Source organism: Aliiroseovarius lamellibrachiae (genome assembly GCF_018599245.1).
GTDB classification, from domain to species: Bacteria; Pseudomonadota; Alphaproteobacteria; order Rhodobacterales; family Rhodobacteraceae; genus Aliiroseovarius; species Aliiroseovarius lamellibrachiae.
Map to the genome: position 1 here is coordinate 34,018 of NZ_JAHEVJ010000006.1, position 22,631 is coordinate 56,648.

General features: G+C 58.3%; 21 protein-coding genes and 1 tRNA gene. 8 read left to right on the top strand and 14 right to left on the bottom strand.

What is annotated here, in order from left to right:
- Positions 1-4 precede the first annotated feature (4 nt).
- Both KKW20_RS11340 and KKW20_RS11345 read right to left on the bottom strand, forming a co-directional pair.
- Positions 5-658 carry a YggS family pyridoxal phosphate-dependent enzyme gene (locus KKW20_RS11340; RefSeq protein WP_214568008.1) on the bottom strand — a complete coding sequence of 218 codons (654 nt, stop codon included), beginning with the start codon at positions 656-658 and terminating at the stop codon, positions 5-7.
- 92 nt (positions 659-750) lie between these two features.
- A complete protein-coding gene (locus KKW20_RS11345; RefSeq protein WP_214568009.1) occupies positions 751-1,575 on the bottom strand; it encodes a porin in 825 nt (274 codons plus the stop codon).
- A gap of 282 nt (positions 1,576-1,857) precedes the next feature.
- Between KKW20_RS11345 and KKW20_RS11350 the strand changes: the two genes are divergently transcribed.
- Entirely contained in the window at positions 1,858-2,367 is a 510-nt protein-coding gene (locus tag KKW20_RS11350; RefSeq protein WP_214568010.1) for a DUF3576 domain-containing protein, read from the top strand.
- An 83-nt stretch (positions 2,368-2,450) separates the two neighbouring features.
- Here KKW20_RS11350 and KKW20_RS11355 read toward each other — a convergent pair whose 3' ends face one another.
- Positions 2,451-3,704 (bottom strand): glycosyltransferase, encoded by a 1,254-nt coding sequence (locus KKW20_RS11355; RefSeq protein WP_214568011.1) that lies wholly within the window; start codon positions 3,702-3,704, stop codon positions 2,451-2,453.
- A gap of 172 nt (positions 3,705-3,876) precedes the next feature.
- On the opposite strand from KKW20_RS11355, the gene leuS reads away from it, so the two are divergent.
- From leuS to holA, 3 genes are read left to right on the top strand one after another with little or no spacing between them, the layout of a single operon-like run.
- Positions 3,877-6,462: a leucine--tRNA ligase gene (leuS, locus tag KKW20_RS11360; protein ID WP_214568012.1), complete on the top strand. Its 2,586-nt coding sequence runs from the start codon at positions 3,877-3,879 to the stop codon at positions 6,460-6,462.
- Positions 6,449-6,943 (top strand): LPS assembly lipoprotein LptE, encoded by a 495-nt coding sequence (gene lptE, locus KKW20_RS11365; protein WP_214568013.1) that lies wholly within the window; start codon positions 6,449-6,451, stop codon positions 6,941-6,943. The genes leuS and lptE overlap by 14 nt, the downstream gene beginning before the upstream one ends.
- Complete coding sequence (gene holA, locus KKW20_RS11370; protein WP_214568014.1) at positions 6,940-7,965, top strand: DNA polymerase III subunit delta; 1,026 nt, start codon at positions 6,940-6,942, stop codon at positions 7,963-7,965. The genes lptE and holA overlap by 4 nt, the downstream gene beginning before the upstream one ends.
- A gap of 246 nt (positions 7,966-8,211) precedes the next feature.
- On the opposite strand, the gene KKW20_RS11375 is transcribed toward holA, so the two are convergent.
- The 4 genes from KKW20_RS11375 to KKW20_RS11390 all read right to left on the bottom strand — a co-directional run bounded on the left by KKW20_RS11375 (position 8,212) and on the right by KKW20_RS11390 (position 12,185).
- Entirely contained in the window at positions 8,212-9,387 is a 1,176-nt protein-coding gene (locus KKW20_RS11375) for a TIGR03862 family flavoprotein (protein WP_214568015.1), read from the bottom strand.
- Positions 9,384-10,706 (bottom strand): mechanosensitive ion channel family protein, encoded by a 1,323-nt coding sequence (locus KKW20_RS11380; RefSeq protein ID WP_214568236.1) that lies wholly within the window; start codon positions 10,704-10,706, stop codon positions 9,384-9,386. Before KKW20_RS11380 ends, KKW20_RS11375 begins: the two co-directional genes overlap by 4 nt.
- 100 nt (positions 10,707-10,806) lie before the next feature.
- Positions 10,807-11,433 (bottom strand): enoyl-CoA hydratase/isomerase family protein, encoded by a 627-nt coding sequence (locus KKW20_RS11385; protein WP_214568016.1) that lies wholly within the window; start codon positions 11,431-11,433, stop codon positions 10,807-10,809.
- Positions 11,430-12,185, bottom strand: coding sequence for an SDR family oxidoreductase (locus KKW20_RS11390; RefSeq protein WP_214568017.1), 756 nt, complete (start codon positions 12,183-12,185; stop codon positions 11,430-11,432). Before KKW20_RS11390 ends, KKW20_RS11385 begins: the two co-directional genes overlap by 4 nt.
- Positions 12,186-12,304: 119 nt before the next feature.
- Here KKW20_RS11390 and KKW20_RS11395 point away from each other — a divergent pair, with 119 nt between their 5' ends.
- From KKW20_RS11395 to KKW20_RS11410, 4 genes are all read left to right on the top strand, one after another.
- The gene (locus tag KKW20_RS11395; protein ID WP_214568018.1) at positions 12,305-13,648 is read left to right on the top strand and encodes a TldD/PmbA family protein; all 1,344 of its coding nucleotides are present in this window, start codon (positions 12,305-12,307) and stop codon (positions 13,646-13,648) included.
- Between the two features lie 3 nt (positions 13,649-13,651).
- A complete protein-coding gene (locus KKW20_RS11400; protein WP_343207586.1) occupies positions 13,652-14,431 on the top strand; it encodes an inositol monophosphatase family protein in 780 nt (259 codons plus the stop codon).
- Positions 14,432-14,528: 97 nt separating this feature from the next.
- Positions 14,529-15,566, top strand: a complete 1,038-nt coding sequence (locus KKW20_RS11405; RefSeq protein WP_214568019.1) for a LacI family DNA-binding transcriptional regulator — start codon at positions 14,529-14,531, stop codon at positions 15,564-15,566.
- A 34-nt stretch (positions 15,567-15,600) separates the two neighbouring features.
- Positions 15,601-15,677: transfer RNA gene (locus KKW20_RS11410), tRNA-Arg, on the top strand.
- Positions 15,678-15,745: 68 nt separating this feature from the next.
- Here KKW20_RS11410 and KKW20_RS11415 read toward each other — a convergent pair.
- From KKW20_RS11415 to KKW20_RS11445, 7 genes are read right to left on the bottom strand one after another with little or no spacing between them, the layout of a single operon-like run.
- The gene (locus KKW20_RS11415) at positions 15,746-16,534 is read right to left on the bottom strand and encodes a hypothetical protein (RefSeq protein WP_214568020.1); all 789 of its coding nucleotides are present in this window, start codon (positions 16,532-16,534) and stop codon (positions 15,746-15,748) included.
- The gene (locus KKW20_RS11420; RefSeq protein WP_214568021.1) at positions 16,534-17,409 is read right to left on the bottom strand and encodes a spike base protein, RCAP_Rcc01079 family; all 876 of its coding nucleotides are present in this window, start codon (positions 17,407-17,409) and stop codon (positions 16,534-16,536) included. The genes KKW20_RS11415 and KKW20_RS11420 overlap by 1 nt, the downstream gene beginning before the upstream one ends.
- The gene (locus tag KKW20_RS11425; RefSeq protein WP_214568022.1) at positions 17,410-18,306 is read right to left on the bottom strand and encodes a glycosyltransferase family 2 protein; all 897 of its coding nucleotides are present in this window, start codon (positions 18,304-18,306) and stop codon (positions 17,410-17,412) included. It lies immediately after the preceding gene.
- Entirely contained in the window at positions 18,291-19,433 is a 1,143-nt protein-coding gene (locus tag KKW20_RS11430; RefSeq protein ID WP_214568023.1) for a glycosyltransferase family 4 protein, read from the bottom strand. The genes KKW20_RS11425 and KKW20_RS11430 overlap by 16 nt, the downstream gene beginning before the upstream one ends.
- Positions 19,430-20,563: a glycosyltransferase gene (locus tag KKW20_RS11435; RefSeq protein WP_214568024.1), complete on the bottom strand. Its 1,134-nt coding sequence runs from the start codon at positions 20,561-20,563 to the stop codon at positions 19,430-19,432. Before KKW20_RS11435 ends, KKW20_RS11430 begins: the two co-directional genes overlap by 4 nt.
- The gene (locus tag KKW20_RS11440; RefSeq protein WP_214568025.1) at positions 20,560-21,387 is read right to left on the bottom strand and encodes a WecB/TagA/CpsF family glycosyltransferase; all 828 of its coding nucleotides are present in this window, start codon (positions 21,385-21,387) and stop codon (positions 20,560-20,562) included. Before KKW20_RS11440 ends, KKW20_RS11435 begins: the two co-directional genes overlap by 4 nt.
- Complete coding sequence (locus KKW20_RS11445; RefSeq protein WP_214568026.1) at positions 21,384-22,619, bottom strand: glycosyltransferase; 1,236 nt, start codon at positions 22,617-22,619, stop codon at positions 21,384-21,386. The genes KKW20_RS11440 and KKW20_RS11445 overlap by 4 nt, the downstream gene beginning before the upstream one ends.
- Positions 22,620-22,631 lie beyond the last annotated feature (12 nt).

The window sequence follows — 22,631 nt, forward strand, 5'->3', positions numbered from 1 at the left end:
TCCCTTAACTGTAATCACGCTCGCCAAAGATCGCAGACCCCACACGCACATAAGTCGCCCCTTGGGCAATCGCGCGTTCAAAATCACTGCTCATCCCCATGGAAAGTTCCGGCAAATCGTTGCGTCTGGCCATTTTGGCCAGCAGCGCAAAGTGCAAGCTGGGTTCTTCGTCTGCGGGGGGGATGCACATCAGCCCTTCGACTGGCAGACCAAGATCGCGGCATTCCGCAACAAAGGCATCCACGTCAGCGGGCAGAACGCCCGCTTTTTGGTCTTCTTCGCCGGTGTTCACCTGGATCATCAGACGGGGGCAATGCCCCTCTTCTTGTGCAATGCGGGCGATGGTTTTGGCAAGTTTGGGACGGTCGACGGTATGGATCACATCAAACAAGCCCATCGCCTGACGGGCTTTGTTGGTTTGCAGCGGGCCGATCAAGTGCAGCTCGATGTCATCGTATTTGGATTTCAGGTCGGGCCATTTGCCCGCGGCCTCTTGCACCTTGTTTTCACCAAAGATGCGATAGCCCTGATCCAGCACAGCGACCACGCGGTCGAGCGGCTGAACTTTAGAGACGGCAATCAGATGGGTGGATCCTGCTGTGCGACCCACGCGGGTCTCTTCTTTACTGATGCGGGATTGAATATCTGAAAGCGGCATGAGGCACCTTAATTGTGTTTCGTTTTTTCAGGTGTCCCAAAAGAAAAGAGCGGGCACAAGGCCCGCTCTTCGCTTGTAATAATCCGTGAGGATTAGAACGACATGGTGATGCCGAGGTCAGCAACAGTGGTGCCGCCAACTTCGCCAACAGCGCCAGCCAAGGTAGCGCCGCCACCCAGGTCGTAGCCGAAGCCGATGCCGTAACCTTCAACATTTGCTACATCGTCTTTCGAGTAAGCAGCAGTGATGGTGGTTGCGCCCATGGTGTAAGCAGCGGTCAGACCGTATGATTCGCCAACATTCGAAGTGGTCATCAGAGCGTTAACCGAGATGTTCGAGATGGTTGCGCCAGCTTTGATCGAGAACGCATCGTTGGTGTCGTCGTAGCCGAGACCAAAGTTGTAGTCGCCCATGTTGTACAGAGCAGCAACGGAGAAAGTGTCACCGTTTGCTACAGCGTTGCTTTGCGACATGTCGTAAGAAGCAGCGATGGTGAAGTCACCAAATGTGCCTTTGTACATGATCGAACCAGCGTCTGCTGAGTTGATTTGTGCTTCTGCCAGGTCGTCGGTGCCGATGCCGTCAAAGCCAAGGTCGGACACACCCATGTTTGCGTCAACAGCCGAACCAACGTCACCAACAGAAAGCTTGCCGAAGCCGCCTTCGATGTATGCAACAACGTCACCAACACCACCAGCGGTGATGGTCATGTCTGCGCCGAAGGTCAGGCCGCCGTCTGTTTCGCCGGTCATGGCAACAGTCAGGGTGATTTCACGGTGGATCACCAGGTCTTCAACGTTGCCAGCAGCGTCGTTGTATTTCAGACCCAAGTTAGCACCACCCGAAAGGTTGATGTCAGCAGCTGCGAAGCCAGCGGTTGCTACCAGTGCGGTTGTAGCAAGAAAGATATTTTTCATGTCGGTTTCCCTCATGTGTTTTAAGAGTGCACCTCAAGTCGGGGAATCCGAATTGAGTATGAGCGTGTTTTTCCTTTTCCAGCGCTTCAATGCAAGTGTGCTGAACTGTAACAACGGATTGTGCCGGGCGTTGATGCTTCTTTGCCACAGTTCTGATCGCGGCGCTGAAACATCGCGAAACAAACCTCTTGGCTGAAAGGCGCGCGACATTTGGGAAAACGCTTGCCCGCCTTGGGGGGCTTATATACTAACAAAGAGACTTTTGGAAAACGGGGCTAATTGATGAACAGCTTGCGGAAAACGACACTTGGCCTTGCGGTAATTGCGACTTTGGTGCTGTCAGCCTGCGGTGGCGGCGGCGGATCAATTGGTTCGGGCAATATTTTCAAGGGCTCGGGTGGCAAACAAACCCAGAGATCCGGCCTGCGCCATACACCACAAACCGCAGAGCGCGAGACGATCTGGGATCTTTTCAACACCTCGGACGACCCGAATACAACCGTTGCCGTCAACCGGTACATTTGGAACGCATCACTGGATGTGTTGAATTTCATGCCGGTAAAAGCCGCCGATCCGTTTACTGGCATCATCGTGTTTGATTATGGGCGCCCGCCCGGCGGCGGCACCTTTAAGGCAACCGTTTATGTGCGTGACCCCGCACTTGATGCGCGGTCGCTGTCCGTCGCGCTTTATACGCGCTCTGGTCCCGCCAGCGCAGAGGCCGTGCGTAAGATCGAAGATGCTATTTTGACCCGCGCGCGTCAGTTGCGGGTTGCTGACGGCAAACTGTAACGCCGATCAAGATAGACAGTCTTTCAAACGCGCCTTTCGGGGCGCGTTTTTTGTTGTGCCGTCGATACACTTGCTGAAACGCTTTAGCGCGCCACAAACTCTGGGGGGTTAGGGGCGGCGTCCATCAGCTTTTTAACCCATTCCATCATCCGGGGCTGGCAGACAGTGTTCAGGTCATAATTCTCAACCACCACCTGACGGGCCGCAGCCCCAAGGCGGGCGCGCAGGGGGGAATCGTCCAAAAGCCCACAAATCTCATCCACCAGCGCCTCTTGGTCATAGAAATCCACCAGCCGCGCGGTTTCATCATGGGCGGCGACCTCTTCTACCGGTTCGGTTGCGCTGGCGACAATTGCGGCCCCAACGCTCATCGCCTCAAGAAACGACCAGCTGAGCACAAACGGGTAGGTCAGATAGACATGTACGCGGCTGACCTGAAGCATGCGCGTGAACTGATCATAAGGAATGCGGCCCATATAATGCACCCGCGCCCAGTCTTCGTCCGGGATCTGATCGCGCACTTCGTCGATATAGATCTGTTTCCAGGTCTGCCCGTCAGGGGGGCGCGCGCCATATGATGTCTCATCGCCGCCGGTGATCAGCACCTTGGCATTGGGCCGTTCGCGCAAAAGACGCGGCAGGGCGCGCATAAAGATGTGATAGCCGCGATAAGGTTCCAGGTTGCGGTTCACAAAGGTGATCACCTCATCTTTGCGGGTGAGCGTGCCGAAATCTTCGACCTCAAGCACCACATCTTCATTGCGCACCAGCTGATCGGTGCGGATGCCGTCATGAATCACCTCGATCTTATCCCTAAATTCCGGCGGAAAGCTGTCGGCCTGAAATTGGGTGGGGCTCAGCCCCGCGTCACCAATGGCGAAATGCATATGGTTGGTGATGTTCTTCATGCGCAGACGCAGGGCATCTTCGGGGGTCACGTCACCTTCGAATTTGGCTTGTTCGACGCCGTTATAAAATTCGCAAAACAATCCCAGCCGCGCGTTGGGCCAGACATCTTTTACAAACAGCGATTCCCCCCAACCGGGGTGGGCGATGATCACATCCGGCGTAAACCCATTTTCCCTGAGCGCCATCGCCGCGGTGAAAAAGCTGTGCGCGCGGATCAGATGCGTGTTGGTGTTGATCATCCACGGATGTGGATTGGTGCTGTTGGGCGGAATATCCAACGCATAGGGCAACACCTTTACCCCCTTCCACAACTGCGGTTCCTTGACCCGCAGCGTCAGCGCCACACATTCATGCCCAAGGGCGGCCAATTCGGGTGCCAAATGCACAAACTGACCCGGAAAGTTTTGGTGGATAAAAAGGACTTTCATGGCACTGCTCATAGGGTTTCTTCGTTAACATTTCCGGCAGCATTCTAGGCGGCCCTGTGTCTTTTGCCCAAGATTATCGCACCCACACCCGCCCGTATAGAGCAAGAAGGCTGGACGCGCCCGCCCGCGCCCCTTATCACCAAGCGCGAATTGAATTGAAAAGGTACGTGAAATGAGCCGTTACACCGCCGCTGATATCGAAGCAAAATGGCAGCAGGCCTGGGATGAAGCCGGGATTTTCACCGCCAAGCGGGATGAGAGCCGCCCGAAATACTATGTGCTAGAGATGTTCCCCTATCCAAGTGGGCGCATTCACATGGGGCATGTGCGCAATTACACCATGGGCGATGTGGTCTCGCGTTATAAATCGTCTTGCGGTTTTTCGGTGCTGCACCCGATGGGTTGGGACGCCTTTGGGATGCCGGCGGAAAACGCGGCGATGGCGCAGGGCGGCCACCCCGGCACATGGACCTATGACAATATCAAGACCATGAAAGGTCAGATGAAACCGCTGGGCCTGTCGATTGACTGGAGCCGCGAATTTGCCACTTGTGACCCGGAATATTACGGCCAACAACAGGCAATGTTCCTTGATTTCATGGACAAAGGCCTGGTTTACCGCAAGAACGCCACCGTGAACTGGGATCCGGTTGATATGACCGTTCTGGCCAATGAACAGGTGATTGATGGCTGCGGCTGGCGATCAGGTGCGCCGGTGGAACGTCGCGATCTGACCCAATGGTTCTTTAAGATCTCGGATTATTCCGGCGAGCTGTTGGACGCGCTGGACGGGCTGGAAAACTGGCCGGAAAAAGTGCGCACCATGCAGGCCAACTGGATTGGCAAATCAAAAGGTCTGCAATTTGCGTTTGAACGCACGGATGGTGGCGCGCCGATTGAAGTTTACACCACCCGCCCCGACACCCTGATGGGCGCGTCATTTGTGGGTATTTCCCCGGATCATCCGTTGGCGAAAGAGTTGGAGGCGAAAAACGCGGACATCGCGGCCTTTAACGCCGAATGTCGTCGCATGGGCACCTCGGCCGCCGAAATGGAAAAGGCCGAGAAGAAGGGCCTTGATACCGGGGTGTGCGTGAAGCATCCGCTGGATCCCAATTGGGAACTGCCGATCTGGATCGCCAACTTCATCTTGATGGATTACGGCACCGGCGCTGTGTTCGCCTGCCCGGCGCACGACCAGCGCGACCTTGATTTTGCGCGGAAATACGACCTGCCGGTGCGCGATACCTTTGTGGCGTTGGACGATCCCAAGCCCGTTGAAAACACCGCCTTTGTGCCGATGAAATCGGAAAAGGTGAAATGGCTGGATCACTTTGCGGGACTGGATGAGGCCACCGGTGATGACGCCGTCGCCGCCACCATTTCCTTTGTTGAGGCCGCCGGTTGGGGCAAAGGGGTCGAACAATTCCGCCTGCGCGATTGGGGGCTAAGCCGCCAACGCTATTGGGGTTGCCCGATCCCGGTTGTGCATTGTGATGACTGCGGCGTGGTGCCGGAAAAGAAAGAAAACCTGCCGATCAAATTGCCGTTTGACGAAGGTGGCAAGCCGATTGATTTCTCGATCCCCGGCAACCCGCTGGACCGCAACCCAGAGTGGCGCAATTGTGCCTGTCCTAGCTGTGGCAAACCCGCCCAGCGCGAGACAGACACGATGGACACCTTTGTCGACAGTTCGTGGTATTACGCGCGCTTCACCTCGCCCGGTGCGGCCACGCCCACCGATCTGGCCGAGGCGGAGTATTGGATGAACGTCGATCAGTATATCGGCGGCATCGAACACGCGATTCTGCACCTTTTGTACTCGCGCTTCTTTGCCCGCGCGATGAACATCACCGGCCATCTGCCCGACAAAGCGACCGAGCCATTCAACGCGCTGTTCACCCAAGGCATGGTGACCCACGCGATTTACAAAAACGCGGAACGCACCGATGAACATGGTCGCGCGATTTATCATTACCCGGAAGAGGTCGAGGACCGCGACGGAGTGATGATTGTCACCGCAACGGGCGAAAAAGTCACCGTGATTCCATCCGCCAAAATGTCGAAATCGAAAAACAACGTGGTCGACCCAGTCAATATCATCAACGCCTTTGGCGCCGACACCGCGCGCTGGTTTGTGCTGTCTGACAGCCCCCCTGAACGGGACGTGGAATGGACCGCTTCGGGGGCCGAGGCCGCGCATAAACACCTGTCGCGCGTCTGGATGCTGTGTGACCGCATTGGTGAAATGGACGACACGGCGGGTCAAGGCCCCACCCAAGCTGATGACGAATTGCTGCGTGAAATGCACAAGGCAATCCACGATGTGACCATGGGCATTGAAAGCTTTGGCTTTAACGCCGCCATCGCCAAGCTTTACGGCTTCACCAATACGCTCGCGAAATCCAAAGCGGGCAAAGCGGCGAAACGTCAGGCGATCATGACGCTGGCGCAATTGATGTCACCGATGACGCCGCATCTGGCCGAGGATATCTGGGCCCATCAAGGCGGCGAAGGTCTGGTGGCACAGGCCCCTTGGCCCAAAGCGGATGAGGCGATGTTGGTCGACGACACCGTGACCCTGCCAATCCAAGTCAACGGCAAACGCCGCGCGGAAATCAGCGTGCCGAAAGATATGGACAAAGCCGAGGTTGAAAAACTCGCGCTTTCCCAAGAAGCTGTGCTTAAGGTGTTGGACGGAAACACGCCGAAAAAAGTCATTGTAGTCCCGGGACGTATTGTGAATGTGGTTGTCTGATCGCCGAACCTTTCTTGCTTTTCTTGCCGCGGGCACCCTTGGCGCCTGCGGGTTCACCCCCGTTTATGGCCCTGGTGGCACCGGCGAGGGGCTTCGCGGCGCAATCACCATTGCGGCACCTGATGATCGCGAAGGGTTTGAACTGGTCAAACAGCTCGAATCACGGCTTGGGCGCAACCTGTCCGCGCCGTACCGTCTGAGCTATAAAATCACCACCCGCACCCAAGGCATGGGCGTGACCCCATCGCAGGAAATCACCCGGACCCAGGTGCTTGGCGCGATTGAATATCAGGTCGTGCATGCGGCAAGCGGGGATGTGGTGCATGAGGGGTCTGTGTCGAACTTCACCTCCTACTCCTCCGAAGGGTCCACCGTGTCGACCGCGTCGGTAGAACGTGACGCTTATCGCCGCTTGATGATCTCGCTGGCGGATCTGATCACCACCCGCCTGATGGGTGGGTATTCGAGCTGGGCACGATGAAACTGTCGCCGCGCGACGCCGCGCGATATTTTGCAAAACCCGAAGCACAGCGCACAGGCGTGCTGATCTATGGCACCGATCCTATGCGCGTGGCGCTGAAACGTCAGGAATTGATCGCCGCCCTCATTGGTCCCGAAGGCGAAGAGGAAATGCGCCTGACGCGTATGCCCGCCGGTGATTTGCGCAAAGATCCCGCGATGCTGTCGGATGCCATAAAAGCCATCAGCTTTTTCCCCGGCCCCCGCGTGGCTTTTGTCGAAGACGCCACTGAATTGACAGGGGACATCGTCGCCAAAGCGCTGGAAGACTGGCAAGAAGGCGACGCACAGGTTGTGATCACCGGTGGGTCGCTGAAACCCAAAGGCAAACTGCGCAAACTCTTTGAAACCCACCCCAACGCCTATGCGGTTGGCATCTATGATGACCCCCCTTCGCGCGAAGAAATTGAGGCCGATTTCAAGAAGGCCGGCATTCAACAGATTGACCCCGAAGCAATGACGGACCTGATCGCCCTATCCCGCGATCTGGACCCCGGTGATTTTCGCCAAACCGTTGAAAAACTAGCCCTTTATAAGCTGTCTGATGACACGCCGGTCAGCCCGGATGATGTGCTGGCGATGGCGCCCGCCTCCACCGAAGCGGGGCTGGATGACCTCTTGCATATCGTCGCCGAAGGGCGCGCTGGCGAGATCGGCCCGGTGCTGACCAAATTGCAAGCCCAAGGCACCCAAGCGGTGGCGCTGTGCATCGCCGCCACCCGCCATTTTCGCGCCTTACACGGGGCATCCTCGGACCCCGGCGGCCCGGCGCAAGGCATCAACCGATTGCGCCCGCCCGTGCATTTCAAAAACCGCGACCGCATGGTGCGCCAAGCCCAGAAATGGGGGGTGCATCGGTTGGAACAGGCGCTGGAAGTGCTCATTGAAACCGATCTGAAACTACGCTCAACCCAAAAGGCGCCGCAATTGGCCTTGGTCGAGCGGACCTTGATCCGACTGGCGATGCTGGGCGGACGGCGATAGACCCTATCTGGCATGTCGCGTTCCATCAGATACGGGCATTCATCCTAAAAGCCGAGGCCGCGTTTACGACAGAAAATGCGTTCGGCTGGCTGGATGAATTCAATTCAACGCGGCACACTTTAGTGCAAGAAAAAGGCAGAGGCCCCCTTTTCCTCTTTCTATAAATATCCCGGGGGTCTGGGGGGGACCCCCAGTTGATAATGCGTCTGGGGGGACCCCCAGTTGGTGACGCGTCTGGGGCCTTGGCTAGCGATCAAGCCATGCCGCCGCCGCGCGCCCTGCACGCCGCCCCGTGGCAAGGCAACCGGTGATCAGATAGCCACCGGTTGGCGCTTCCCAATCCAGCATTTCACCACAGGCAAACACGCCCGGCATTGGGTTTAGCATCAGCCCTGCGTCCAGACCCTCAAAGGACACACCACCCGCAACCGAAATCGCCTCGTCCGTGGGGCGCAGGCCCGCGTGCCGAATGGGCAGCGCTTTGACCAAGGCCGCCAGGTCTTTGGCGTCTTGCGGCAGGGGGCGCGCGAATTCTTGCAGCAACGCGATCTGCGCAGGACCAAGTTTCAACACTTTACGCAGGTGATTGGTGAGCGAGGTTTTCCCGCGGGGTTTACCAAGGCGCGTTGCCACATCGTCGGCCGTGCGCCCGGGCACCAGATCCACAAACAGATCCGCGCCTTCGCGCAGGGCTTTGGACACGGCGTAAATCGCGCTCCCTTCCAGCCCACGGTGGGAAATGACAAATTCGCCCTGAACATCTGTGGCCCCGGCGGTCAGTCGCGCGGGTTTGATCGGCGCGCCGAAATGTTTGGTCATGTGGTCGGACCATGCCACGGTAAGCCCGGCGTTTGTCGGTTGAAACGGCGAGGTTTTCACACCGCGCTCTTCCAACCACGGCACCCAAGCAGCATCAGACCCAAGGCGCGCCCAACTGGCCCCGCCCAGCGCAAGGATTGTGGCATTTGGCGTGATGTTTTTCACACCATCTGGCGTATCGAATTTCAGCACATCTTCTTGCCACCCCTGCCAACGCCAGCGGGTGTTAAATGTCACGCCCAAATCAGCCAATTCGCGCAACCAAGCGCGCAGCAAAGGCGAGGCTTTCATCGCCTTTGGGAACACCCGGCCCGATGACCCGGTGAACACCTCTTGCCCCAGCGCGCGGGCCCATTCCATGACCGCTTCCGGGCCAAACTCTCGGGTGATTTCGCGGATCTGCACCCCCCCCGAATAGGCCGCCAAAAAGCGATCCAAAGGTTCGTCTTTGGTTAGGTTCAACCCCGACTTTCCCGCCATCAAAAACTTGCGCGCGGGTGAGGGTTTCGCCTCGGCCACGGTGACGGTGACGCCCGCACGCGCAAGCTCCTGCGCGGCCATCAACCCGGCGGGTCCAGCCCCAATGACAAGTGCCGTTTTCATGTTGTGGGCTCGGCGTTTTTCAATTCCACCACACGGTGCGGGAACGGAATTTCGATGTCATTGGCTTTCAGCGTCTTCCAGATTTGCATCATGACGCGAGGGGTGAATTTGTTGCGCCCGTCATCAATGCCTTCGACCCAAAACTCCAACGCAAAATCCACACCGCTGTCACCAAAGGCGCGCAATTCACAATCGGGCATGTGTTCGGGCGTATCGGTCAGCACAAAGTCCAATTCCGCGACCGCTGCCTCAACCAATTCCGCAACCTGTTCCAAGTCGCTGTTGTAGCTGACGGAAAACGGCGCCTCATAGCGGTTTGCGCTGCCCGCGTCGGAGTAATTGATCACGCGGGTTGTGATGAAATGCTCATTCGGGACCACAATCCAGCGGCCATCAAAGGTTTCCAAAATCGCGGCGCGGGCGGTCATTTTCACGATGGTGCCAGCCTCGCCGCCGTCCAGTTCAACATAATCGCCAACGGTGGCCTGCCCTTCGATCAACAGGATCACGCCAGAAATGAAGTTCGATGCGATTTGTTGCAGACCAAAACCAAGCCCAACACCAATGGCACCACCCAAAACCGCCAAGGACGTCAGGTTGATGCCCATGATGTTCATCAGCACCAGAAACGCCGCGCCGAAGATTGCAATCTCCGCCGCCTTCACCGCCAGCTCGCGGGTGGCGGGGCGCATTTCCTCTTGTTGTTTGATCAGGTTGGCGGATTGATCATTGGACCAACGGCCAAACCAGAAAATGATCCCGCCGACCACAGCAAAGCGAATGGCAAAGAGCAGCGAAAAGCTCATGTTTCCAAGGGGGACAACGGTTTCATCAAGCCGGGTCATCACCGGGTCAAGCAGCCCAAGCGTATACAGCGCGGCCATCGGGATCAGGATGTATTTGCCCAAAAGCTTCAAGAACGGGTCCGATATAATCTCGCGTGCGAAGGCCCGAACCGCGAGGAACAAAAACACCCGCTTCCCAAACGCAATCACCGCGCCCGACCCAAAGATCGAGCGTGTGACCTGCTCGCCAATGCCGGTCAACGCAAAGGCCAAAAGTGGCATCAGCAAAGGCAGGAACAACAGCGAAAAACGCATCGCCATCGCAAGGTAATCTTTGCGCCCTTTGCTGGGGGTCAGATACTTAAGGATCAGCGGTTCCAGCCGTGCATTGGCATAACGGGCGGCAAAAAACGCCACCAGCAACAGACCAAATTGCGACCACGCCGCGGGGGACAAAAGCCACCCTTGGGCCACGTCCCAAGCGGGCTCCACGTAGCCCCATAATTTCACGACGATCTCTGGCTGCCCTTCCATCATCCACCCTCCCACTTTTACACACACAGAAAGGCGAGAATCCCCGCCTTTTCCTCTTTCCAAAAATATCCCCGCCGGAGGCATCCGCCCCCCATCTCATTTAGCAATGATGCGAACTGGGGATCATCGCCTTCATCACCGCCACATGATCCGGGCTTTGGGCGCGGGCATGATCAGCCAGTTCCAGCGCCGTGTCGATCAGCACCTCACCCTCGACCACGCGGTCAATCAGACCCCAAGAAAACGCCTCCTCCGCCACGATCTTTTGGCCCGCCATCAAAATCATCTTGGTGCGTGCGGGACCAATCAGGGCGCTCATGCGGGCCGGATCTGAGGGTTGCGGCAGAAAGCCCAGCTTCATCACCGGGTAAAAGAACTTGGCCGTTGGCACCGCGATGCGAATGTCACAGGCCAGCGCCATGCCCATTGCCCCGCCCGCAAGCGTGCCGTTCAGTGCAGCGATGGTCAGGCAGGGCGCGCGCGCAATCGCGCCAGACAGGCGTTCCCACACATCATCGGTGGCAAGGCCTGCGCGTGCTTCGTCCAGATCAGCACCCGCCGAGAACACTTTGCCCGCACCGGTCAGCACCAAGACCTGCGCGTTGCCCGCGGCGTCGCTTGCGATTTGCGCCAGCTCTTCCAGCATTGCTTTGGTCAGTGAATTCGCTTTGTCGGGGCGGTTCAAGGTCACCGTCCAGACGCCCGCGTCTTTTGTCAGGTCAATCATCCAAACACACTCGCTCGTTTACGGATTTCTACATCGCGCAGCGACACCTCTTCGCCCAGAAAATCATCCGCGTCCTGCGAACACATCCACAACAACGTGCGCGCCACCCATTCTGGCGGGATATGATCATCCCAGTTCAGTTTCGACACGGCGTTGATGCCAGAGGATTTGATCTCGCGTTGCATTTGCGTCGCCACAGTGCCCGGTGACAGACCGATGGCGCGAATGCCTTGTCCCGCGGCTTCCTGATGCAAAGCTTCCGTCATCATTTTGGCCCCGGCTTTTGACGCGCAGTAATGTGCCCAGCCTTCGATTGCGCGGTGTGCGGCCCCAGAACTGATGGTCAGAACAGTCCCGCCCCCTTGTGCCACCATCAGCGGCATCACGGCGCGCATTCCGTAATAGACGCCCTTCAGGTTCACGTCGATCACATGGCCCCATTCGTCTGGATCGCTTTCAATCAGCGGACCGATGGGTTCAATCACGCCCGCGTTGTTGATCAGCACATCCACGCTGCCAAACTTGGCGACAGCGGCATCAATCACCGCTTTGACATCCGCAAATCGGGACACATCACAGGTCACCGCCAAGGCGTTGTCACCAATCGCATCCGCAATCGCGCCAATCTGCCCGGCACTGCGCGCGGTCAGCACCACATTTGCACCGGCGGCGGCAAAAATATGCGCGGCGGCCTCTCCGATCCCACGGCTTGCGCCGGTGATTACTACGGTTTTTCCTGTCATATCCAGCATGTTGCGGCCCTCCTGCTTTCTGTCCTAACCCATGCGACGGGACGAGGCCAGAGCGCACGCAGACTTGCAGGCGGGGCTTTGGCAGTTTACCTGAAAGGGGAACAGATAAAGGAACCACCATGACCGCGCTCGACACCCTGACCCAAAAGCTTCTGGATGCTGCTCGCAATGCGGGGGCCGATCAGGCGGACGCTTTGGCGGTGGATGGCACGTCGCTCTCGATCGACGTGTTGAATGGCAAGCTTGAGCACGCTGAACGCTCTGAAGGTGTCGACATTGGGTTGCGCGTGTTGGTTGGGCAACGGCAAGCCTGTGTGTCGGCCTCGGATATTTCCGACATGACGATGCAAGCGATGGCGGAACGTGCCGTGGCGATGGCCAAAGAAGCGCCCGAGGATCCGCATATTCGCTTGGCCACCGCTGATGAGCTGGCCAACCGCTGGGATTTGGCCGGGCTTGAACTGGCAGATCCGTCAGAAGAACCAGACCCCGCCGCACTTGAACGTGACGCAGCCGAGGCCGAAGCCGCCGCGCTGGCCGTATCCGGTGTCAGCCAAGTGTCCTCCGCATCCGCAGGCTATGGCCGCCACCAGTTTCACCTTGCCACCTCTAACGGGTTTTCAGGCGGCTACGGCCGCACCAACCGCGCCACGTCTGTCGTTGCGATCACCGGCGAAGGTGCTGCGATGGAGCGCGATTACGCGGGCGAAATGCGGGTGTTTCAGGCCGATATGCCCAGCCCGGTTGAGATTGGCACCAAAGCAGGCGAACGCACCGTCGCAATGGCGGGCGCCAAGCAACCGCCCACCGGCGCCTTTCCGGTGCTTTATGATGAACGCGTGTCGGCGTCCCTGATCGGTCACCTTTTGGGGGCCGCAAATGGGTCGATGATTGCGCGCGGCAGCTCGTGGTTGCGGGATCATTTGGGCGACGAAATCCTGCCTGCGGGATTGGATTTGATCGAAGATCCCCTGCGCACCCGCGTGATGGGATCGCGCCCATTTGACGGCGAAGGGCTGGCGACCTCTGCGCGCAAAATCATTGACGCGGGTGTCTTGACGGGCTGGACGCTCGACCTTGCGACAGCTGCGCAACTGGGCCTGCAAAGCACGGCAAGTGCCTCGCGGGGAACGTCCTCGCCGCCCTCGCCCTCTATCTCAAACGTGGCGCTGACAATGGGCGACGCATCCCGCGAGGATTTGATCCGCGATATGGGCACCGGGCTGATTGTCACCTCGATGATCGGGTCCACCATCAACCCCACCACCGGCGATTATTCGCGCGGGGCGTCCGGGTTTTGGGTCGAAAACGGCGAGATCGCCTATCCGGTGAATGAATGCACCATTGCGGGAAATCTGATCGCCATGCTGAAAACCATCATCCCCGCCAATGACGCCGAGCCGCATCTGAGTCGCCTTGTGCCAAGCCTGTTGGTGGACGGCATGACGCTGGCCGGAGCGTAACAAGTGAGCGCAGCCGTGGGTGATCTTGACCTTTTGGTGGATGCGGCAAAAGCGGCGGGTGACATTGCGCGCGGCTTTTTCAAAGCGGACCCAGAGGTGTGGGACAAAGAGGGCGGCCAAGGCCCGGTAACCGAGGCGGATTTGGCCGTGGACCGGATGCTGCGCGAAGAGCTGACCCGCGCGCGGCCTTATGCGTGGCTGTCTGAAGAAACCGACGACGATCTGGCGCGATTGGACGCCGATGAGGTGTTCATCGTTGACCCCATTGATGGCACCCGCGCTTTTATCCAAGGCTCGGAACATTGGGCACATTCGCTGGCCATTGCGCGCGGTGGCGTTGTGGATACGGCAGTGGTCTATTTACCAGTGGCCGGTAAGCTTTACGCCGCCCAGCGCGGACAGGGTGCGACGCTGAACGGTGCCGCAATTTCAGTCAGCGGCAGAGAAGGGATTGAGGGGGCCACGGTGTTGGCCTCCAAACCCAATTTCGACGCGACCCATTGGATCGACGCGAAGGTGCCGCCGGTGGAACGCAAATTCCGATCGTCATTGGCCTATCGTCTGTCGTTGGTGGGCGAAGGTCGGTTTGACGCCATGATGACCTTGCGCGCAACTTGGGAATGGGACGTGGCCGCCGGAAGCCTGATTGTCGAAGAGGCGGGCGGGCATGTGTCCGACCGCCGCGCGGGGCTTGCACGCTATAACAACCGCGATCCGATGTTGAACGGAATGGTGGCCGCCAGCCCAAAAGTGCATGACGCCTTGGTGGCGCGGCTCTTGTAAGGTTTTGTTAGAACTAACATTCAATGAAAATTAGGCTTTGCGAACAAGATTTCTGGCGCTAACACTATAGGCACTGAATTTGAAAGAGGTGCCGCCTTTGACCAATACGCCGACGACCCCCGCCCGCCGCCCGTTGACGCTTCGTGATGTTTCCGAGGCCTCTGGTGTCAGTGAAATGACCGTAAGCCGCGTGTTGCGCAATCGGGGGGATGTCAGTCAGGCGACGCGCGAGAAGGTTTTGGCCGCGGCCAAAGAGCTTGGGTATGTGCCAAATAAAATCGCGGGGGCTTTGGCGTCACAGCGGGTGAATTTGGTCGCGGTGGTGATCCCGTCACTGTCCAACATGGTGTTTCCAGAGGTTCTGACCGGCATCAATGAAGTGTTGGACGAAACCCCGTTGCAGCCGGTGTTTGGCGTGACCAATTACAAACCGGAACGCGAGGAAAAAGTGCTGTATGAAATGCTCAGCTGGCGTCCATCCGGGGTGATTGTGGCCGGGCTTGAGCACAGCGAAAACGCCAAGGCGATGTTGCGGGCGGCGGGCATTCCTGTGGTGGAAATCATGGACACCGACGGGCCAGCGATTGACGCCTGCGTGGGGATTTCGCATCGCCGCGCGGGGCGCAAAATGGCCAAAGCAATCTTAAAAGCGGGCTATCGCAATATCGGCTTTTTAGGCACCAAAATGCCGCTGGATCACCGCGCCCGGAAACGGTTTGAAGGGTTCACCGAGGCGCTGGCCAAAGAAGGCGTCGAGATTGTGGATAAGGAATTTTACGAAGGTGGATCCGCGCTGGCCAAAGGTCGCGAGATGACCGAGGCAATGCTGAAACGATCCCCGGAACTCGATTTTCTATATTATTCCAATGACATGATTGGGGCCGGTGGGCTTTTGTATTGTCTTGATCAAGGCATTGATGTGCCGGGCAAAGTTGGGCTCGCGGGGTTTAATGGTGTTGAATTGTTGGACGGCCTGCCGCGGAAATTGGCCACGATGGATGCCTGCCGGATAGAAATCGGTCGCGCCGCTGCGCGCATCATTGCCGAACGCGCGGCAGGGGATGGTCTGGCCGGTGGGGAACGGGTAGAACTTGCCCCCAAAATCACGCCGGGCGACACGCTTAAGCGGCGCTAGACAAGCGCGCATCAGCGAATTACAGAAACAACATGGCCCCGTGGCTCAACTGGATAGAGCAGCCCCCTCCTAAGGGGCAGGTTGGTGGTTCGAATCCACCCGGGGTCACCATTTTCAGTCTTAGCAAGTCAACCGCGCCCGGAAGCTCCAAGCGCGGTTGCGGATTTTTTTCCAAGACATCACAGCGACAGGCCTGTTTTTGCGGCCAAGTAGCTTTCCATTTGGTCAAGGTCTGTGCCTGCGACGATGCTGTCACTGATCGCCATTTGGTAAACGCGACCTGAAAACGGCAACGAATCACCCCCGCGGGATCCCAGGTACAGAGGGTGGTTCCCAAAGGTCCCCGCCCCGAGTGATCCGGCGCTTTGGCTGGTCACGCTGCCATTCGCACGCAAGGTCGAACTGGGGGCTGCGATGTCGACCAAGCCTGTCAGCACGTTGTCAATTGGTGCGGAAAAACCAGATACGTTCAGGTCAACTGTGCTGCTGCCGCGTGCGCGCCAAAAATAATTGTCGGCGGTTGAGACAGGGGCAAACAGCGCAAAAGTGCCGTTATACGCGCTGGACGAGCTGCTCAGTTCGGCACAACAGGCCGCGGCCGCATCACTGGCTTTTCGGATCGCCATGAAGACGCTGACTTTGTCGGTATGCACCAAGCTGATCGCATTGGTGTGCATCGCGTCATCGACGCCGTCAAAGTCCAGCCAGTGCAGCGTTCCATCGGTTCGATAGGTTGGCCGCTCGCCCGCAACAGTTTGGATACAGTGATGACCGTTACCGGACTTATCCTGAATCAGCCCAACGGGCTGACCATCTGCTGTGACGGGTAGCGTACCGGCGCTGTCTTGAAACATCGAGGAGAGATCCGACGGATCTATCCAAAACGATGGGGACACCGCTGCGGGGGAAAAGGGGGGAGCCAATTCTCCTTTTGCGGCATCCATAAAGATACCAAGCCCTACTTGCATTACCACAGCACCACGATGTTGGTTGCGGTGGTCCCTGTCGCATGCACGCGCTTGACGCGGATGGCATGGGCGACGCCAGCGGCCAGGGTCAGGGTCGCGGTATCGCCGCCCAATGTGGTCACGGTTACATCACCTGCGCCACCCAGCAGAATGCCACGGCTGACATTGGCAAGGATCAAGTAAAGCACAATCAGCATCAGCCCGGTGCGCGCCGCAAGAAACGCCCCGACGCACGACAGCAGAACCAACCCCAGGGCCGACAGACGAAAGGCGCGGAACTGGCGGGCGAACTCGTTGAAAAACACCCCGGTCAGCACGAAGAAAAGCGAGGTCGTGTCATAGCCATTAAAAGGCCCGCGCGCGCGGTACCCCAAGTCGCGCAACCGATCGACGGATGCCACGGGATAATAACGAAAACTCCAGTCGCGAAACGCCGGAAACGTCAGTTCAAGCAGCTGCATCGCCAGGATCATCAGCACCAAGACGGCAAGCATACGATAAAGATCAAACGCCCCGGCCTTGAGCAAAACAAAGACAAACCAAACGCCCACCGCCCATAAGAACACCTTCATCGGCCAGCTTGCATATTTCACACCGGACATGAAGTTGGACCCCGCCCCAAGACGCATCACCATCAGCACAGAGCAGAGCACATAAATGAGCAAGATCAGTGTGGTTGCCTGCCGCCAGACCAGGGCATGCGGCTGCGGGTTTTGCGCTGATGACACCGCAAAACTCAGCAAAACGTAAAGGATCACAAGGTAATCCCAACGCAGGAAAATCACCCCAAGATTGATCACTTCAGGCGCGACAAACAGCAGCGGCAAGGCCAGATGCAAAATCACAAAGCGTTGGGTTTGGGACTGATCGTGCATCTAGCCCCCTTTGGCCCGAAAGGCGCGCAATACACGCGCGGGCGACATGCGTGCGCCCGCCAAACGCAGCCATGCCCCGATTGGAGAAATACCAAATTCGCGCTTCAGATAGGGTGCAAACCGGCGCAAAAACACGAAGTTATTTCGCAAAACCCAAATCTCAAACCACAAACGCCCCCCGCGGCGCTGCCCCCCTTTTTTGGCATAGGCCACACTGGGCGAAAGGTGAAAACAGGTGGCTTGCGGCACCAGAAAAACCTTGGCCCCGAACGTCATCGATGCCTGCAACTGAGGATCGCTTTCTTCGCGGTAGCCATTCCCGCCATAGGCTTCGTGGAACCGCAAACCGTCGCGAAACAAAGACGCGGGCCAAAGGGCAACCGCTGTTACAAACGGAAATTGCGTGACCTGACCGGGGTCGGCCCAGGCGCAAAGCAACAGCCGAGACAGGTCAAAATAGCGCTGCGTTTCGCGATCAGATCGCGCCAAGGCGTCGGAATTGGATTCACCATCACGCAGGTAAATAACCCGCGGCCCGACCAGCACCGGATGGGGGGCTTCAGGGCGATGCTCACGGCAAATCCGCACCATGTCATCCGGCAGGATAATGTCATCATCCGTGGTCAGCACTTCGTCGCCGGTACAGCGTGCCAACCCAGCATTTTTCGCGGCAGGTGCGCCAAGTCGGGTCGGCGTTGTCACGATAGTCAAGCGGATATCGCGATTTTGACAAGCCACAGCAAGGGCCGCAAAGACCGCGTCATAAGGGTCCGTGCTGCCGTCATTCACAATCACAATTTCCGCCAATCCATCTTGTGCCAGCCACGATGGCCAGACCTGCGCCAAAACGTCGGGGCGGTTATGGGTGGGGGCAAGGATGGTTAGCTTCGGTGCCATGAGAACTCCGGGAAAAGACGCGAAAGCTCGGCCTGCCAATGGCGTTGAACTGCCTCGTATGACACATGGGTTTCGGCGTATTGGCGATGGGTGTGGCGTGCGGCGGAACCGGCGACGAACACCTGTTCCAGCCCAGATATCCAACCTTCAGCGGCCTCGGGGTCAGCAATCACCGATGCCCGAACACCCGCCTCCTTTGCCTGTAAATAATGCGCGGCCTGCCCCACCGGGCTGGTCAAAACCGGGCAGCCACAGGCCTGCGCCTCGCTTGCCACAAGACTATAGCCTTCAAAGCGCGACGGTTGAATCAAAGCATCCGCTGCCTGATAGGCCGTGACCATTTGCGCGGTGTTAAGCCCGATGCAAGTGGTGACATTTGGCCCCGTCGGCACGGGCCAGCTGTGCCCCGGTGGTGTCGCGATCAGCACATGCCAGTCGCGCGGCATTTGGGCGACAATTTTGGCGACGCGATCCGCCCCTTTCGCATATTCCCACCGACCGGCAAACAGGATCACACGGCCAGATGGCGGCAAACCCAACAGCGCACGAGCAGCCGCCTGATCCCCCGGCTGGAACAAGTCGCAATCCGTCGGCGGTAAAAGGATCGTTTGGTTCACCGGGATCCCTTGCGAGATCAGAACATCGCGCAACCCTTGTGAATTTGCGATGGCGCCAGATCTTGATTGAGTGTGACATTCCAGCCGGCGCGCCAAAGCCGTCTTCGCCACTTTCACCCACGCCCGAAGGCCCGAGGCGGGGCGCAAAGCCATGCTGCGAAATCCGGCGTAACTTCCAAAGAACAAGTGCAGATGACGCGGGTGGGACAGGCCCACCCCCATTAGCTCAATGCTCATCACCACATCGGCCTCCGGCAAGCCGCTTCGTGTCAATCGCCTGACCGCAAGCGGCGAGGCGAGCATTGGCTCGATCCGGGTCAAAAGCCGCGCAAAGAGCCCCGGCGCAGGCGCATCCTGGTGCGACAGGAACGTCACCTTTTGACAAATCGGTGCCAGGACGTTGGCCAGATCCTGCAAATGCCGCTCCGCTCCGCCCAATCCCTGCCCGGGGGCCTTTGGGGCCAGGATCAAAACGCGTGCTTGCGGGGGCGGATGCATCGGCTGGCTCATTGCAACAACGCCTCGCTCAATGCTTCATTGGCGAGATTTCGGTCAAACCTCTTTGCAAACACCGCCCGTTTTTCCGCGCTTTGCCGAAGTGTGCGAACGTCATCAGCAAGTGTCAAAGCCTGCGACGAACACGCCGCCCACGACAGGCAGGAAGACGCCAGTTCATCCCCCTCAAACAAAGCCAGAACAGCACTGTTTTCTCCGACAATATTCATCGGATGCACACCGCAGGCGAGATATTCAAAGGTCTTAACCGGCAGGCAATAATTGCGATGAAATGGCAGTGGATTCAGGCCAATATCGCAGGCGTTCAAATGTCGTGCGACCTCAGTCGGGGACAGATTGTTGCGCCAGAGAATCTGATCGTTGACGCCCAAGTCCTTGGCCTGCGCCTTAAGGTCGATCATGATAGGGCGCGAGAAATCATCCTCGACCGCGATCATCAACAACTGCGCGCCCTTGCGCAACGCAGGTGCCAATGCCGGCAAGGCAAGCTCCAACGACTTGCCCCCCAAAATACCAGCATAGACAAACACGGCGCCCGACCCCAAACCCAGCTCTTTTCGGGTCGCATCACGGGTGTTTTCCGCCAGAGAAAACACATCGCGATCAATGCCATTTGGCGCGATGATTTGCGGAATACCGGGTGTGCCAAAACTGTCATCCATTTGTGCGCGCAACGCGTCCGACACATAGGCCACCTGATGGGCTGCGGAAAACAAAGAGCGCTCCAGCCAGAGCTTGATCCGGGTTTTGATCCCCGGCGCAATATCCCCATTGCCCAACGCCTCGCTGACAAATGGATCGCGAATGTCGGCCACAACGTGATAGCCCAAGATCCGCGCAATCCATGCCACTTCTGCGGTGGGTGTGGCGGGCGGCGAGGTCACAAAAATCGGGCAACGCTTGTGCGCAAGCAACGCTTTGAACAGCCCAAAGCGCCCGGTGCATCGCTTGATCATGAACCCTTCATGACGGTCTGGGCCGGGCTTGCTGGTCAGAAAAGACACCTCCACACCGCGGGCGCGCAGGTGCCGCGCAAGCGATGAAACACGCGTTGCGCAAGCCGAGGGGTGCGGCGGGGCGTGATGGGCGTAAATTAACACCCGGCTGGGGCGCGCAGGCGTCATTGGTGCCCCTCTAACGGTGGGTTCGTGTCCGCGAGCGAAACAAAATTGCGATCAAACCGAACCCGAAGCGCAAATTCCGGCAAAGCCGAGATCTGACGCCGCAACCGACGCGGGTTTTGCATCAGGCGAAACGCCCACTCCAACCCGGATTTCCGCATCCATTTTGGCGCACGACGCACGTCGCCCGACAGAAAATCGACCGTCCCCCCCAAACCTGACGCGATCGACACCCCGCATTGCTGCAACAGGGCGCGGTTCTGCGCGATCCACATTTCTTGCCGGGGGGCGCCAAGGCAGACGGCCAAAACGCCAGGACGTGTTCGGCGCAAATCCGCAATGATCTCATCATGGTCGGGAAGCGACAGGGTGGTGGAGAAATCGGGGGCGCGCCCATGGATTTTCAGGTCGGGATATAGCCCGCGCAATGTGGCTTTTGCCTTGACCAGCCGATCGGGCGCGCCGCCCAGAATATACATGCTGCGATGCGCGGTCTGGGCCAGTTCTGCCAGATCATAGATCAGGTCAGATCCGCAAATCCTGTCGACATCCCGCCCCGTTTTGCCCTGCACCGCGCGTTGCAATCCAACGCCATCCACCACATTCAAATCCCCTTTGTTCAGGGTCGCGCGATAAGCGGGGTTGCGATGGGCGTTCATGCAGATTTCCGGGTTGAGGGTATGGACCACATGCAAGGCACCCTGATCGCCCAGTGCGACCCGCAATTGCGTCAGAACATCCGCGCGGCAGGTCAGATCCACGCGGGTACCGGCCACATAAACTGGGGGCGGGTTGGCGGTACGAAGCGGGAAGAAACCGGCGTTCATTGTCCCACCTCACCGGCCCAATGCGCCCATTTCTGCCCTTGGAAATGGGTGTTGAAATAGCGCAGCGCCGCTTGGCTGGCGCTGTGCCAGAACACACCATCTGACATCAACCTCTGAACCGACGCAGCAAACGCCTGTGGCGAATCCTGCACCAGAATGGCCGGGCCAAATCCCAAGGGAAACCCTTCGATGCCGCATGAGGTGGTCACGACGGGCAGTCCGCGCGCCAATGCATTTATGATTTTGATCTTGATGCCAGATCCCGACAAAAGCGGCGCCACAAGGCATTTGGCCGATTGGTAAAATGGTTCGAGATCATCGACATACCCATGTGCGCTGAGGTGGTTTGTGGCGCGCAGCTTTCGCGACAATGCCGCAGAGGCCCCTCCCCCGACGATCTGATGGTGTAACGGTCTGGGCAAATTGCGCAGCACCTCATCGATATACCATGACAGCCCCTCTTGGTTGGCGTACCAGCTGAGCGTTCCCACGAAAAGAGCGTCATCCTTGCGGTCATCAAACCCGTTGATGGCCCGATCAAACCCCGCGACACTTGGCAGAAAAACGCGCGTCGTCGGGTGGGAAATCCCGCGTGCTTCCAGCGCGGTTTCGTCCTCGGCGGACAACAAATGTAGCTCATCAAACTGGCGCATCGCCGCCCGCAAATAGGTCGCGGCTCGGCGACCTTCTTCTTGCATCACCCAGCGCGCACCCAGCGAAGCACGTTCAGAGGCGCGGAAAAAAACCTCCGGTTCAGCATTGTGCAAATGAAGGATACGGCGGGTGGCGGGCACCAGATTGGCCGCTTCGATCATCAACCAGTGATCTACGTATACTAGATCAAATCCGTTGCCTTTCAGTTCTTTAGCGCGATTTAAAAGGGCACCATCACTGTTGCGCCAGACGCTCAGGGGGAGGCGCTTTTGGTGAGACTTCGCAAGTGACCACACGTTACGCGGCCGCAGATCACCCGCAATGTGCCAGGTCACGTCCGGAAACCGCGCGCGCGCCGCATCGTCAACAAACATGGTCAGAACGCTGACGGAATGGTGTCGGGTCAGTGCGTCGAGGCGCTCGGCTGTGACCAGCATTCCACCGCTGGAGGTGTCAACTGTGACAGCGGGTGTGAGAAACAGAATGGAGTGGCGGCGGGGGCCTTTCTGGGATGCAGGCACAACAGAAAAACAGCGTGACGCGCGCCCTACACTGTCCTCTTGCTTCACTGCGTCCATGGCCTGCCTCAT